The 14,709-nt window shown below is 58.1% G+C and carries 12 protein-coding genes; 4 read left to right on the forward strand and 8 right to left on the reverse strand.

Going from position 1 to position 14,709, the window contains the following annotated elements; translation table 11 throughout:
- Positions 1-69: 69 nt before the first annotated feature.
- On the reverse strand, positions 70-399 hold the full coding sequence (gene trxA / locus ACEPLT_RS21530; RefSeq protein ID WP_006179218.1) for a thioredoxin TrxA: 330 nt from the start codon (positions 397-399) through the stop codon (positions 70-72).
- A 144-nt stretch (positions 400-543) separates the two neighbouring features.
- Here trxA and rhlB point away from each other — a divergent pair, with 144 nt between their 5' ends.
- Positions 544-1,812 (forward strand): ATP-dependent RNA helicase RhlB, encoded by a 1,269-nt coding sequence (rhlB, locus tag ACEPLT_RS21535; RefSeq protein WP_021242834.1) that lies wholly within the window; start codon positions 544-546, stop codon positions 1,810-1,812.
- Between the two features lie 6 nt (positions 1,813-1,818).
- Positions 1,819-3,303 carry a guanosine-5'-triphosphate,3'-diphosphate diphosphatase gene (gene gppA, locus ACEPLT_RS21540; protein WP_032654053.1) on the forward strand — a complete coding sequence of 495 codons (1,485 nt, stop codon included), beginning with the start codon at positions 1,819-1,821 and terminating at the stop codon, positions 3,301-3,303.
- Between the two features lie 51 nt (positions 3,304-3,354).
- Here gppA and rep read toward each other — a convergent pair whose 3' ends face one another.
- Positions 3,355-5,379, reverse strand: a complete 2,025-nt coding sequence (gene rep, locus ACEPLT_RS21545) for a DNA helicase Rep (RefSeq protein ID WP_008501569.1) — start codon at positions 5,377-5,379, stop codon at positions 3,355-3,357.
- Positions 5,380-5,464: 85 nt separating this feature from the next.
- Between rep and ppiC the strand changes: the two genes are divergently transcribed.
- A complete protein-coding gene (ppiC, locus tag ACEPLT_RS21550) occupies positions 5,465-5,746 on the forward strand; it encodes a peptidylprolyl isomerase PpiC (protein WP_008501570.1) in 282 nt (93 codons plus the stop codon).
- A gap of 86 nt (positions 5,747-5,832) precedes the next feature.
- On the opposite strand, the gene ilvC is transcribed toward ppiC, so the two are convergent.
- Entirely contained in the window at positions 5,833-7,308 is a 1,476-nt protein-coding gene (ilvC, locus tag ACEPLT_RS21555) for a ketol-acid reductoisomerase (RefSeq protein WP_008501571.1), read from the reverse strand.
- Between the two features lie 152 nt (positions 7,309-7,460).
- On the opposite strand from ilvC, the gene ilvY reads away from it, so the two are divergent.
- Complete coding sequence (gene ilvY / locus ACEPLT_RS21560) at positions 7,461-8,351, forward strand: HTH-type transcriptional activator IlvY (RefSeq protein ID WP_023293577.1); 891 nt, start codon at positions 7,461-7,463, stop codon at positions 8,349-8,351.
- A gap of 45 nt (positions 8,352-8,396) precedes the next feature.
- Here the strand turns inward: ilvY and ilvA are convergent, their stop codons facing one another.
- The 5 genes from ilvA to ilvG are packed head-to-tail and all read right to left on the reverse strand — an operon-like array spanning position 8,397 to position 14,709.
- A complete protein-coding gene (ilvA, locus tag ACEPLT_RS21565) occupies positions 8,397-9,941 on the reverse strand; it encodes a threonine ammonia-lyase, biosynthetic (RefSeq protein WP_039267211.1) in 1,545 nt (514 codons plus the stop codon).
- Between the two features lie 2 nt (positions 9,942-9,943).
- Positions 9,944-11,794, reverse strand: coding sequence for a dihydroxy-acid dehydratase (ilvD, locus tag ACEPLT_RS21570; RefSeq protein ID WP_032675643.1), 1,851 nt, complete (start codon positions 11,792-11,794; stop codon positions 9,944-9,946).
- A gap of 60 nt (positions 11,795-11,854) precedes the next feature.
- Positions 11,855-12,784: a branched-chain-amino-acid transaminase gene (ilvE, locus tag ACEPLT_RS21575; protein ID WP_021242827.1), complete on the reverse strand. Its 930-nt coding sequence runs from the start codon at positions 12,782-12,784 to the stop codon at positions 11,855-11,857.
- An 18-nt stretch (positions 12,785-12,802) separates the two neighbouring features.
- Complete coding sequence (ilvM, locus tag ACEPLT_RS21580; RefSeq protein WP_003860184.1) at positions 12,803-13,066, reverse strand: acetolactate synthase 2 small subunit; 264 nt, start codon at positions 13,064-13,066, stop codon at positions 12,803-12,805.
- The gene (ilvG, locus tag ACEPLT_RS21585; RefSeq protein ID WP_032675644.1) at positions 13,063-14,709 is read right to left on the reverse strand and encodes an acetolactate synthase 2 catalytic subunit; all 1,647 of its coding nucleotides are present in this window, start codon (positions 14,707-14,709) and stop codon (positions 13,063-13,065) included. Before ilvG ends, ilvM begins: the two co-directional genes overlap by 4 nt.

The following is a 14,709-nucleotide window of genomic DNA, read 5'->3' on the forward strand; positions in this document are numbered from 1 at the left end:
CGACTTCAGCCGGGCGTCCAGAGTTCCGAATCATTTAGCCGGGGGCTCTGAACGCACAGCGGAGAAACCTTACGCCAGGTTAGCGTCGAGGAACTCTTTCAGTTGACCTTTGGACAGCGCGCCCACTTTGGTCGCCGCCACTTCGCCGTTTTTGAACAGCAGCAGGGTCGGAATACCACGGATACCGTATTTTGGTGCGGTGCCCGGGTTCTGGTCGATGTTCAGCTTGGCAACGGTCAGTTTGCCCTGATATTCGTCGGCGATCTCATCCAGAATCGGGGCGATCATTTTGCAAGGACCACACCATTCAGCCCAGAAATCGACGAGGATCAGCCCGTCAGCCTTAAGTACGTCCGTGTCAAAACTGTCGTCAGTCAGGTGAATAATTTTATCGCTCATATATAACTCCACAGGAATAAGCCTGGTACGTTGGTTTTGTCTCCACCAACGACGCGTTGATGTCGCATTAACCAACTAAAGGTTGACTTTATTTCACCGGATACGCTTTCGTAAAGCAATAGTAAGCTGATATTCTACCACACTATGAGCAAAACACATTTAACAGAACAGAAGTTTTCCGACTTCGCGCTGCACCCGAAGGTGATTGAAGCCCTTGAAAATAAAGGGTTTCATAACTGCACGCCCATTCAGGCCCTCGCGCTGCCGCTGACGCTGGCCGGTCGCGATGTTGCCGGGCAGGCGCAAACCGGTACCGGCAAAACGATGGCGTTTTTAACGTCAACGTTTCATTATTTACTTTCTCACCCAGCGATTGCAGACCGCAAAGTTAACCAGCCGCGCGCGCTAATTATGGCCCCGACGCGAGAACTGGCGGTACAGATCCACGCAGACGCTGAACCCCTGGCGCAGGCTACCGGCCTGAAGCTGGGCCTGGCCTATGGCGGCGACGGCTACGATAAGCAGCTGAAAGTGCTGGAAAGCGGTGTGGATATCCTGATCGGTACCACCGGCCGTCTTATTGATTACGCCAAACAGAACCACATTAACCTCGGTGCCATCCAGGTTGTGGTGCTCGATGAAGCTGACCGCATGTACGATCTGGGCTTCATTAAAGACATCCGCTGGCTGTTCCGCCGTATGCCTCCGGCTAATCAGCGCCTGAATATGCTGTTCTCTGCAACCCTCTCCTACCGCGTTCGCGAGCTGGCGTTCGAACAGATGAACAACGCTGAATACGTAGAAGTGGAACCGGAGCAGAAAACGGGTCACCGCATTAAAGAAGAGCTCTTCTATCCTTCTAATGAAGAGAAAATGCGCCTGCTGCAAACGCTGATTGAAGAAGAGTGGCCAGATCGCGCCATCATCTTTGCCAACACCAAACACCGTTGTGAAGACATCTGGGGCCACCTGGCTGCCGATGGTCACCGTGTTGGCCTGTTGACCGGCGACGTGGCGCAGAAAAAACGCCTGCGAATTCTTGAAGAATTCACCCGCGGCGATCTCGATATTCTGGTCGCCACCGACGTGGCTGCACGTGGTTTACACATTCCAGCCGTAACGCACGTCTTTAACTACGATCTGCCAGACGACTGCGAAGACTACGTACACCGTATCGGTCGTACCGGTCGCGCGGGCGCAAGCGGTCACTCTATTAGCCTTGCGTGTGAAGAGTATGCGCTGAACCTTCCGGCCATTGAGACCTACATCGGTCACTCTATTCCGCAGAGCAAATACAATCCGGAAGCGCTGTTAAGCGAACTGCCGCCGCCTAAGCGTCTTACCCGCCCACGCTCCGGCAATGGTCCGCGTCGTTCAGGCGGCGCACCGCGTAATCGTCGTCGTTCAGGTTAAGAAAATATGCTCAGCTCCACCTCGCTTTATGCGGCAATTGATCTCGGTTCGAATAGTTTTCATATGCTGGTTGTGCGCGAGGTGGCGGGAAGCATACAAACGCTGACGCGCATTAAGCGCAAGGTCCGCCTCGCGGCGGGCCTGAGCAGCGACAATCACCTCTCGCCTGAAGCCATGGAACGTGGCTGGCAGTGCCTGCGACTCTTTGCCGAGCGTCTGCAGGATATCCCGCACGCCCAAATCACCGTTGTCGCCACTGCGACACTCCGCCTGGCGGTTAACGCCGTGGATTTTATTGCCAGAGCGCAGGAGATTCTCGGTTGCCCGGTTCAGGTTATCAGCGGTGAAGAAGAAGCTCGCCTGATTTATCAGGGTGTTGCACACACTACGGGGGGTGACGATCGCCGCCTGGTGGTGGATATCGGCGGAGCCAGTACCGAGCTGGTGACCGGCACCGGCGCGCAGGCTACGTCGCTGTTCAGCCTGTCGATGGGCTGCGTGACCTGGCTTGAGCGCTATTTTACCGATCGTAATCTGGGTAAAGAGAACTTCGACGAGGCAGAAAATGCCGCGCGCGAGGTATTACGTCCCGTGATGGACGAACTGCGCTATCACGGCTGGAAAGTGTGCGTGGGTGCGTCGGGGACCGTGCAGGCCCTGCAGGAAATCATGATGGCGCAGGGAATGGACGAGCGGATTACGCTTGCCAAACTTCAGCAGCTAAAACAGCGCGCCATCCAGTGCGGACGCCTGGAAGAACTGGAAATTGAAGGCCTGACGCTGGAACGCGCGCTGGTCTTCCCGAGCGGGCTGGCCATTCTGATCGCCATTTTCACCGAGCTCAACATCCAGTGTATGACCCTTGCCGGCGGCGCGCTGCGCGAAGGCCTGGTCTACGGGATGCTGCATCTGTCGGTCGATCAGGATATCCGCAGCCGTACCCTGCGCAACGTGCAGCGTCGTTTTCTGGTTGATATCGATCAGGCAGGACGCGTATCGCAGCTGGCGTCACGCTTCGCCGATCAGGTCGCTAACGTCTGGGATCTTGAACCACTGAGCCGCGATTTACTGCTGAGCGCCTGTGCGCTGCATGAAGTGGGGCTGAGTATTGATTTTAAGCAGGCTCCTGCTCATGCAGCGTATCTGGTGCGCAACCTGGATTTACCGGGCTATACACCCGCACAGAAAAAATTGCTGGCAACGCTGCTGCTGAACCAGACCAATGCCGTTGATCTCTCGTCTTTGCATCAGCAAAATGCCGTACCGCCGCGTGTGGCCGAACATCTGTGTCGCCTGCTGCGTCTGGCGATTCTGTTTGCCAGCCGACGTCGCGATGATTTGCTGCCTGCGATCGGCCTGGTGGCCGATGACGAAAAACTGTCGCTGACGCTGCCGGAAAACTGGATTGAACGTCACCCGCTTGGGGCAGAGATGATCGATCAGGAGTGCCAGTGGCAGAGCTATGTGCACTGGGTGCTGGAAGTGAAGTAATACGCTGAACATTGCCGGGTGGCGGCTTCGCCTTACCCGGCCTACTCATCCTTATCCTTTCTCTTTGGCTTTTGCCAGCATGGCGCGAATGTTCGCCACGTTAGCCTGCCCCTTGTGCATCCGCTCTTCCGCAGTAATCACTTTGCGTTCCTGCTCCCAGATCAGGTCATCCTGCGGCAGTTCCAGCAGGAAACGGCTCGGCTCCGGGCGGACAAGTTCGCCATACTGACGGCGCTCTTTACACAGTGTGAACGTCAGCTCTTTCTGCGCGCGGGTGATCCCCACGTAGGCCAGGCGGCGCTCCTCGTCGACGTTGTCTTCATCAATGCTGCTCTGATGCGGTAACAACCCCTCTTCCATACCGACCAGATAGACATACGGGAACTCCAGACCTTTTGACGCGTGCAGCGTCATCAGCTGTACCTGATCGGCCTCTTCTTCGCTCTCGCCGCGCTCCATCATGTCGCGCAGGGTAAAGCGGGTGACGACCTGCGTCAGGGTCATCGGCTCGTCGATTTCAGAGCCCTCCAGCATTTCGGTCATCCAGCTGAAGAGCTGGTTAACGTTCTTCATGCGCATCTCAGCGGCTTTCGGGCTGGCCGAGGTTTCGTACAGCCAGGACTCATAGTCGATGCCGTGAATGAGATCGCGCACCGCCGCCACCGGCTCGCGCTCCGCGAGACGCTGCACTTCGCCGAGCCAGTGGGTGAATCGCGTTAGCGAATCATAGCCGCGACCGGTTAACGTCTGGCTTAGCCCCATGTCGAAGCTGGCGGTAAACAGGCTTTTGTTACGCGTCATAGCCCACTCGCCGAGTTTTTGCAGCGTCGCCGGGCCAATCTCGCGTTTTGGCGTATTCACAATACGCAGAAACGCGCTGTCGTCATCCGGGTTAGTGAGCACGCGCAGGTAGGCCAGCAGGTCTTTGATCTCTGGCCGTGAGAAGAACGAGGTCCCGCCCGAGATTTTGTACGGAATGCGGTTCTGCATCAGCATCTTTTCAAAGACGCGCGACTGGTGATTCCCGCGATAGAGGATCGCGTAATCCTTATATTCGGTTTTATTGACGAAGTGATGGGCGATCAGTTCACCGGTGACGCGCTCCGCTTCATGCTCTTCGTTGTTGGCGCTGAGCACTTTCAGCTCCGTCCCGTAGCCCAGCTCGGAGAAGAGACGCTTCTCAAACACGTGCGGGTTATTGGCGATCAGGATATTTGCCGCTTTCAGGATACGCCCGGAGGAGCGGTAGTTCTGCTCCAGCTTAATCACCTGCAGCGCCGGGAAATCTTTGCTCAGCAGCACCAGGTTTTGCGGACGCGCCCCGCGCCAGGAGTAAATTGACTGGTCATCATCGCCGACCACGGTGAAACGCGCGCGCTGCCCCACCAGCAGCTTCACCAGCTCGTACTGGCTGGTGTTGGTGTCCTGATACTCATCCACGAGCAGGTAACGGATTTTGTTCTGCCAGCGCTCGCGAACCTCTTCGTTCCGCTGCAGCAGCAGCGTCGGCAGCAGGATCAGGTCGTCGAAGTCCAGCACGTTGCACGCTTTCATGTGCGCATCGTACAGACCGTAGCAGTGGGCGAAGATCCGATCCCGTTCGCCTTTGGCGATCGCCGCGGCCTGGGCCGGGGTCATCAGATCGTTTTTCCAGTTTGAGATCGTTGAGATCAGCTGCTGCAACAGCACCTTGTCATCTTCGATCAGCCCCTCGGTGAGCTCTTTGAGCAACGCCACCTGATCGGTATCATCGAAAAGCGAGAAGTTGGACTTCATTCCCAGCGCAGCATACTCGCGTTTAATGATATCCAGCCCCAGCGTGTGGAAGGTGGAGATCATCAGGCCGCGCGCCTCTTTACGCCCCAGGGTCTGGCCGACACGCTCTTTCATCTCACGCGCCGCTTTATTGGTAAAGGTTACCGCCGCAATGTGCCGGGCCTGATAGCCACAGCCGCGGATCAGGTGCGCAATCTTATTGGTGATAACGCGCGTTTTGCCGGATCCTGCACCCGCCAGCACCAGACACGGTCCGGTGACAAATTCGACGGCTTGTTGTTGTCCGGGGTTTAAACGCATAAATGATCACTCAATGAAAGTCAGGAGGGGAGAATAACAGCGTGGTAGTATAGCGAGCCTAATCCATACCACTCAAGGCACGATCATGGCAAAAACAGCAGCAGCACTGCATATTCTTGTTAAAGAAGAGAAACTGGCTCTGGATCTTCTGGAGCAGATCAAAAACGGCGCCGACTTCGGCAAGCTGGCGAAGAAGCACTCTATCTGTCCGTCAGGCAAACGCGGCGGCGATCTGGGTGAATTCCGCCAGGGTCAGATGGTACCGGCATTCGATAAAGTGGTCTTCTCCTGCCCGGTGCTGGAGCCAACCGGCCCGCTGCACACGCAGTTCGGCTACCACGTAATTAAAGTACTGTACCGCAAATAAACAAGCCGGGTGGCGGCTACGCCTTACCCGGCCTACATCTTACGGTTTTGTAGGTCGGGTAAGCGAAGCGCCACCCGACAAGGTTGTTAACCCGCTACCGCGATACGCTTCATGTCGGTCATGTAGCCACGCAGTTTGTGACCCACTTTCTCGATCTGGTGGCTGCGAATGGCTTCGTTCACGTCGCGCAGCTGCGCGTTATCCACGGCACCTTCTGCAATCGCTTTACCCAGATCGCCCGGCTGCAGAGTGGTCATAAACTCTTTCAGCAGCGGTACGCAGGCGTAAGAGAACAGGTAGTTACCGTATTCTGCGGTATCCGAGATAACCACGTTCATTTCGTACAGACGCTTACGGGCGATGGTGTTCGCGATCAGCGGCAGCTCGTGCAGTGATTCGTAGTACGCAGACTCTTCAATGATGCCGGAATCCACCATGGTTTCGAACGCCAGCTCAACGCCTGCTTTCACCATCGCGATCATCAGGACGCCTTTATCGAAGTACTCCTGCTCGCCGATTTTACCTTCATACTGTGGCGCGGTTTCGAACGCGGTTTTACCGGTCTCTTCACGCCAGGTCAGCAGTTTCTTGTCGTCGTTTGCCCAGTCAGCCATCATGCCGGAAGAGAACTCGCCGGAGATGATGTCGTCCATATGTTTCTGGAACAGCGGCGCCATGATGGTTTTCAGCTGTTCAGACAGCGCGTAAGCACGCAGTTTTGCCGGGTTAGACAGACGGTCCATCATCAGCGTAATACCGCCCTGCTTCAGCGCTTCGGTGATGGTTTCCCAGCCGAACTGAATCAGTTTTTCCGCGTATGCCGGGTCGGTGCCCTCTTCCACCAGCTTATCGAAGCACAGCAGAGAACCGGCCTGCAGCATGCCGCACAGAATGGTCTGCTCGCCCATCAGGTCGGATTTCACTTCGGCAACGAAGGACGATTCCAGCACGCCCGCACGGTGGCCGCCGGTCGCCGCAGCCCACGCTTTGGCAATCGCCATGCCTTCACCTTTCGGATCGTTTTCCGGGTGAACCGCGATCAGCGTCGGCACGCCGAAACCACGCTTGTACTCTTCACGCACTTCGGTACCCGGGCACTTCGGTGCCACCATCACCACGGTGATGTCTTTACGGATCTGTTCGCCCACTTCAACGATGTTGAAGCCGTGGGAGTAACCCAGCGCCGCGCCGTCTTTCATCAGCGGCTGTACGGAACGCACAACGTCAGAGTGCTGCTTGTCCGGCGTCAGGTTAACCACCAGATCCGCCTGCGGGATCAGCTCTTCGTAGGTACCCACTTTGAAGCCGTTTTCGGTCGCTTTACGCCATGAAGCGCGCTTCTCGGCAATCGCTTCTTTGCGCAGTGCGTAGGAGATATCCAGACCGGAGTCACGCATGTTCAGGCCTTGGTTCAGACCCTGTGCGCCACAGCCGACGATGACCACTTTTTTACCCTGAAGGTAGCTCGCGCCATCGGCAAATTCATCGCGCGCCATGAAGCGGCATTTGCCCAGCTGCGCCAGCTGCTGGCGCAAGTTCAGTGTATTAAAGTAGTTAGCCATGGGTGATACCTCGTGATGTTGTGTGTCTTATTGTTCGGTTCGCGTTTCAGCGAGAATGTACCCACATTACAACAGGAAATTTATTGCGGAAATTGATATATTCACAACGTCATATTGCAATTTATGCAATGTAAAAAGAGGGAGTGGAATCGGTGGATTTACGCGATCTGAAAATGTTCCTGCACCTGGCGGAAAGCCGTCACTTTGGCCGCAGCGCCCGGGCGATGCACGTCAGCCCCTCCACGCTGTCGCGCCAGATCCAGCGCCTTGAGGAAGACCTCGGCCAGCCGCTGTTCGTGCGCGATAACCGCACCGTCACCCTCACGGAAGCGGGCGAAGAGCTGCGTATTTTTGCCCAGCAGACGCTGTTGCAGTACCAGCAGCTGCGGCACTCTATCGATCAGCAGGGGCCGTCACTCTCCGGTGAGCTGCATATTTTCTGCTCCGTGACCGCCGCCTACAGCCATCTGCCGCCCATCCTTGACCGCTTTCGCGCGGCGCATCCGTCGGTTGAAATTAAGCTCACTACCGGCGACGCTGCCGACGCGATGGAAAAAGTGGTGACAGGCGAAGCGGATCTCGCCATTGCCGGGAAGCCGGAAACCCTGCCGGGCGCGGTAGCGTTCTCGATGCTGGAAAATCTGGCGGTGGTGTTGATTGCCCCGGCGCTGCCCTGCCCGGTGCGTAACCAGGTATCGGTGGAAAAACCGGACTGGTCGACGGTGCCGTTTATCATGGCCGATCAGGGCCCGGTTCGCCGCCGCATTGAGCTGTGGTTCCGCCGTCAGAAAATCAGCAACCCGTCGATTTACGCCACCGTCAGCGGCCATGAGGCGATGGTGTCGATGGTGGCGCTGGGCTGCGGCGTGGCGCTGCTGCCGGAAGTGGTGCTGGACAACAGCCCGGAGCCGGTGCGCAATCGCGTGATGATTTTAGAGCGCAGCGACGAGAAAACGCCGTTTGAGCTTGGCGTGTGCGCACAAAAAAAGCGGCTGCATGAGCCGCTTATTGATGCGTTCTGGACGATATTGCCGAACCACTAAAGCCGGGTGGCGCTGCGCTTACCCGGTCTACTTGCCGCTCAACCCTTAGCCTGCCAGGAAGAAGCGGAACGCCGGGTTGTGGGTTTCATCGTGACACTCATAGCCCAGCTCATTCAACCGCGTTTCGAAATCCGGCTCGTGCTCGCCCAGTTCAAACGCCGCCAGCACGCGGCCGTAGTCGGTACCGTGGCTGCGGTAGTGGAACAGGGAGATGTTCCAGTGCGTGCCCAGCGTGTGCAGGAACTTGAGCAACGCGCCCGGCGATTCAGGGAACTCAAAGCTGAACAGGCGTTCCCTGAGCGGCTTCGAAGGACGGCCGCCGACCATGTAACGCACGTGCAGCTTCGCCATCTCGTCGTCGGAGAGATCGACCACGCTATAGCCGCCCTCATGCAGCAGGTTGAGGATCTCTTTGCGCTCCTCCACGCCGCGGCTCAGACGCACGCCGACAAAAATACAGGCGTCTTTAGCATCGGCAAAACGGTAGTTAAACTCCGTCACCGAACGACCGCCCAGCAGCTGACAGAACTTCAGGAAGCTGCCCTTCTCTTCCGGAATGGTCACCGCCAGCAGCGCTTCACGCTGTTCGCCCAGCTCGCAGCGCTCGGACACGTAGCGAAGACCGTGGAAGTTCACGTTGGCCCCGGAAAGCACGTGCGCCAGACGCTCGCCGCGGATGTTGTGCTGCGCGATGTATTTTTTCATGCCCGCCAGCGCCAGCGCGCCGGAGGGTTCCGCCACCGCACGCACGTCTTCGAACAGATCCTTCATCGCCGCGCAGATCGCATCGCTGTCCACCGTGACGATATCGTCGAGATATTCCCGGCACAGGCGGAAGGTTTCGTCGCCAATGCGCTTCACCGCCACGCCCTCGGCAAACAGCCCGACGCGCGGCAGGTCGACTGGATGCCCGGCATCCAGCGCCGCTTTCAGGCAGGCGGAGTCTTCCGCTTCCACGGCAATGACTTTGATCTGCGGCATCAGCTGTTTGATCAGCACCGCCACGCCTGCGGCTAAACCGCCGCCGCCCACCGGGACAAAGACGCGGTCAAGATGGGCATCCTGCTGCAGCAGTTCAAGCGCCAGCGTCCCCTGCCCGGCAATCACCATCGGGTGGTCGAACGGCGGCACCCAGGTGAAGCCCTGCTGCTGCGCCAGCTCGATCGCTTTGGCTTTTGCTTCGTCAAAGTTGGCCCCGTGGAGCAAGACTTCGCCGCCGAAACCGCGCACCGCGTCGACTTTGATGTCGGCGGTAGCAACCGGCATCACGATCAGCGCCTTCAGCCCCAGACGAGCAGACGAGAACGCCACGCCCTGGGCGTGGTTGCCCGCCGAGGCGGTAATCACGCCCCGCGCTTTTTGCTCGTCGGTCAGCCCGGCCATCATCGCGTAGGCGCCGCGCAGCTTGAAGCTGTGCACCGGCTGGCGGTCTTCGCGCTTCACCAGAATAACGTTGTCCAGGCGCGAAGAGAGTTTTTCCATTTTCTGCAGGGGCGTGACCTGAACGGCTTCATAGACCGGTGCGCGCAGCACCGCCCTGAGATATTCCGCCCCCTCGGGGGCGGCGGATAAGGGTTGTGACTCGGCCATCATTAGCCCCCAAGTTTAGATTTATCGCGCACCGCGCCTTTATCTGCACTGGTGGCAAGGCTCGCGTAGGCGCGCAGGGCGAAGGAGACTTCGCGCTGGCGATCTTTCGGCGTCCAGGCTTTGTCGCCGCGGGCTTCCTGCGCTTCACGACGGGCCGCAATTTCCCGATCGCTCAGCTTGAGCTGAATGCCGCGATTCGGAATGTCGATTTCGATAAGATCGCCGTCTTCGATGATCGCAATGTTGCCGCCGCTTGCCGCTTCTGGCGAAACGTGGCCGATAGAGAGGCCGGAGGTGCCGCCGGAGAAACGACCGTCGGTGATCAGCGCGCAGGCTTTACCGAGCCCCATGGATTTGAGGAAGGTGGTTGGGTAGAGCATCTCCTGCATGCCCGGACCGCCTTTCGGCCCCTCGTAGCGAATGACGACCACGTCGCCTTCCACCACTTTGCCGCCGAGGATGGCGTCTACCGCTTCATCCTGGCTTTCGTACACCTTCGCCGGACCGGTGAATTTCAGAATGCTGTCGTCCACGCCAGCGGTCTTCACGATGCAGCCATTTTCCGCAAAGTTACCGTACAGCACGGCCAGGCCGCCGTCTTTGCTATAGGCATGCTCCAGCGAGCGGATGCAGCCTTCAGCGCGGTCATCGTCCAGGGTATCCCAGCGGCAGTCCTGCGAGAACGCCTGGGTAGTACGAATACCGGCAGGGCCCGCGCAGAACATTTTTTTCACCGCGTCGTCTTTGGTCAGCATCACGTCGTACTGGTCCAGCGATTCCGGCAGCGTCAGGCCGAGCACGTTTTTCACGTCACGGTTCAGCAGCCCGGCGCGATCCAGCTCGCCGAGGATACCGATGACGCCGCCGGCACGGTGCACGTCTTCCATGTGGTACTTCTGCGTACTTGGCGCGACCTTACACAGCTGCGGCACTTTACGGGAGAGCCTGTCGATGTCGCTCATGGTGAAGTCGATTTCGGCTTCCTGCGCGGCGGCCAGCAGGTGCAGAACGGTGTTGGTGGAACCGCCCATGGCGATATCCAGGGTCATGGCGTTCTCGAATGCCGCTTTACTGGCGATGCTGCGCGGCAGCGCGCTGGCGTCGTCCTGCTCGTAGTAGCGCTTAGTCAGTTCAACGATGCGTTTACCGGCGTTGAGGAACAGCTGCTTACGGTCGGCGTGGGTCGCCAGCAGCGAGCCGTTGCCCGGCTGAGAGAGGCCCAGCGCTTCGGTCAGGCAGTTCATGGAGTTCGCCGTGAACATACCGGAACAGGAGCCGCAGGTCGGGCACGCGGAGCGCTCCACCTGGTCACTCTGCTCGTCAGAAACCTTCGGGTCCGCGCCCTGGATCATCGCATCGACCAGGTCGAGCTTGATGATTTTGTCGGAGAGCTTGGTTTTCCCCGCTTCCATTGGACCACCGGAGACGAAGATCACCGGAATATTCAGGCGCAGGGAGGCCATCAGCATCCCCGGGGTGATTTTGTCGCAGTTGGAGATACAGACCATCGCATCGGCGCAGTGGGCGTTAACCATGTACTCTACCGAGTCGGCGATCAGCTCGCGCGACGGGAGTGAATAGAGCATGCCCCCGTGGCCCATCGCGATACCGTCATCCACCGCAATGGTGTTGAACTCTTTCGCCACGCCGCCGGAGGCTTCGATTTGCTCGGCAACCAGCTTACCGAGATCGCGCAGGTGCACGTGGCCCGGTACGAACTGGGTGAAGGAGTTCACCACGGCGATAATTGGCTTGCCGAAATCGGCGTCGGTCATTCCGGTGGCGCGCCACAGCGCGCGGGCACCGGCCATGTTACGGCCGTGGGTGGTGGTGGCTGAACGATACTTAGGCATGCTTTATTTACTCCCGTCTGACTATGTAATGGGACGGTGCGTGCCGTCCCAAATTTATATTTAGTGATTAACCTGATCCAACCAGCCGTATTTGTCTTCTGTCTCGCCGGTGAAGAGGCCAAAGAACGCTTGCTGAATGCGTTTGGTGACCGGGCCACAGCGGCCTTCGCCCACCTGAATGCCGTCTACGCTACGCACCGGCGTAATTTCAGCCGCGGTTCCGGACATGAACACTTCATCGGCCAGGTACAGGGATTCGCGGGACAGCACCTGTTCGCGCACTTCGATACCCAGATCTTTCGCCAGCTTGATGATGGCGTCACGGGTGATGCCAGGCAGCGCGGACGAGGTGAATGGCGGCGTAAACAGAATGCCGTCTTTCACTTCAAACAGGTTTTCACCTGCGCCTTCGGAGATGTAGCCATTCACATCCAGCGCGATACCTTCCTGGTAACCGTGACGGCGCGCTTCGCTGCCGACCAGCAGGGAAGAAAGGTAGTTACCGCCCGCTTTCGCCGCGGTCGGGATGGTGTTTGGTGCAACACGGTTCCAGGAAGAGACCATTGCGTCGATCCCCTGCTCCAGGGCTTCTGCACCCAGATAAGCCCCCCACGGAAACGCGGCAATGATCACATCCGTGGTATAGCCTGCTGGCGGATTCACGCCCATACCGACGTCACCCACGAAGACCAGCGGACGAATATAGGCGCTGGTGAGGTTGTTCTTACGGATCACCTCGCGGCAGGCTTCCATCAGCTCATCCACACTCTGAGAAACCGGGAAACGATAAATTTTGGCTGAGTCATGCAGACGCTGCATGTGTTCGCGATGGCGGAACACCACTGGCCCTTTGTGAGAATCGTAGCAGCGGATGCCTTCAAACACGGAGGTACCGTAATGCAGCGCGTGGGACATCACGTGGACCTTCGCGTCCTCCCAGCGAACCATCTCACCGTTGAACCAAATGTAATCAGCTTTTTTTGTCGTCATTTTTTCGTCCTGTCACGCTTAAGCGCGGATTTGTTGTGATGTGGTTGTGCTCTGGCAGATGGCAACATGGGCAACGTCTACCAGCTTTGATAACTGACTAAACAGTAAGTCGACCGGCCGCGGGCTGGCAACGGTTAATTCGATACTGATGTTTTGCGCGTCGGTGGCCGTCTCCATATTCATAGAGCAAATCTGAAAACCACGATGACGCACCACGCGCAAAACGCGTTCTAATGTTTCCGGGTTGAAGCGAGCCTGCACGGCGACCTGATGTTGCATCATGATAATTTCTCCAGCATTTGTGAGTTACTGGCACCGGGCGGTACCAACGGCCAGACGTTCTCAAGCTCGTCGATTGAGACATGAAGCAGGTATGGCCCTTCGCTTGACAGCATGGTGTCGAGTGCCGCTTCAACCTGGTCTTTACGGGTGATGTGCTGGCCAGGAATGCCGAAGGCGCTGGCCAGGGTGAGGAAATCGGGGTTATCGGTCAGGGTGGTTTCACTGTAACGTTCCTGGAAGAACAGCTGTTGCCACTGGCGAACCATCCCTAAACGCTGGTTATCGAGCAACACGATCTTCAGCGGTAACTGCTTGCGCTTCACGGTGCCGAGCTCCTGAACGTTCATCATGAAGGAGCCGTCACCGGAGATACAGATAACGGTATCGTTCGGGCGGGCAACCTGTGCGCCAACCGCGGCTGGCAGACCGAAGCCCATCGTCCCTAACCCGCTGGAAGTGATGAAGTTTTCCGGGCACGTGTAGGTCATGTGCTGCGCTGACCACATCTGGTGCTGGCCGACATCGGTCGTCACCACGCTGTTTGTCGGTTTACGGTCGGACAACTGCTTCAACAGCAGCGGCGCGTAGATGGCCTCGCCCGGGTGATCGTAACGCCAGGCGTGTTCAGCGCGCATATCGGCGGTGTGCTGACGCCATGCGTTGATATCCAGCGGCTGCTGCAATGCCGGTAACAGCGCGTTGAGATCGCCCTGCAGTGCGACGTGCGCCTGACGCAGCTTGTTCATCTCCGCCGGGTCGATGTCCATATGGATCACTTTGGCGTTCGGCGCAAAGGTATTCAGCTTGCCGGTAACGCGGTCGTCAAAACGGGCACCGACGGCGATGAGCAGATCGCACGCCTGCACCGCCAGGTTTGCCGCTTTAGTGCCGTGCATCCCGAGCATGCCCAGATAGTACGGGTAGTCTGCATCTACCGCACCCAACCCTTTCAGCGTGCAGGTGGCAGGCATTTGCGTTACCGCAATAAATTCACGCAGGGCGGGAACGGCCTGCGCCATGCCTACGCCACCGCCAACGTACAGCATCGGCTGTTTTGCCTGCGCCAGCATCTGACGCGCCTCTTCAACTGCCGCATGCGGAAACGCGTCGTCGCTTCGAACGGTGGAGAAGTGCGGCTCCAGTTCGCCGAGTGCGACCTGGATATCTTTCGGGATATCCACCAGAACCGGGCCAGGGCGGCCGGAGCTGGCTACCTCGAATGCTTCAGCCATGACGCGCGGCAGCTCTTCCAGAGACTGAACGAGAAAACTGTGTTTGGTGCAGGCCAGCGATAAACCCAGTACATCGACCTCCTGAAAAGCGTCGGTACCGATGAACGGAGACGCCACCTGCCCGGTGATGGCGACAACGGGAACAGAATCCAGCAGCGCGTCAGCCAGGCCGGTGATCAGGTTAGTTGCGCCAGGGCCTGACGTCGCCATACACACGCCGGTTTTACCGGTCGCGCGGGCGTAACCAATGGCCGCCATCACTGCGCCCTGCTCGTGTCGGCACAAGAGATGTTCCACGCCGCCGTCATACAGTGCATCGTAAATCGGCATAATTGCGCCACCCGGATAACCGAATACTGTCTCGACTCCCTGCGCGCGCAACGCATGTACTACCCACTGTGCCCCATTCAT

It is taken from the genome of Enterobacter sp. fkY84-1 (assembly GCF_052974705.1).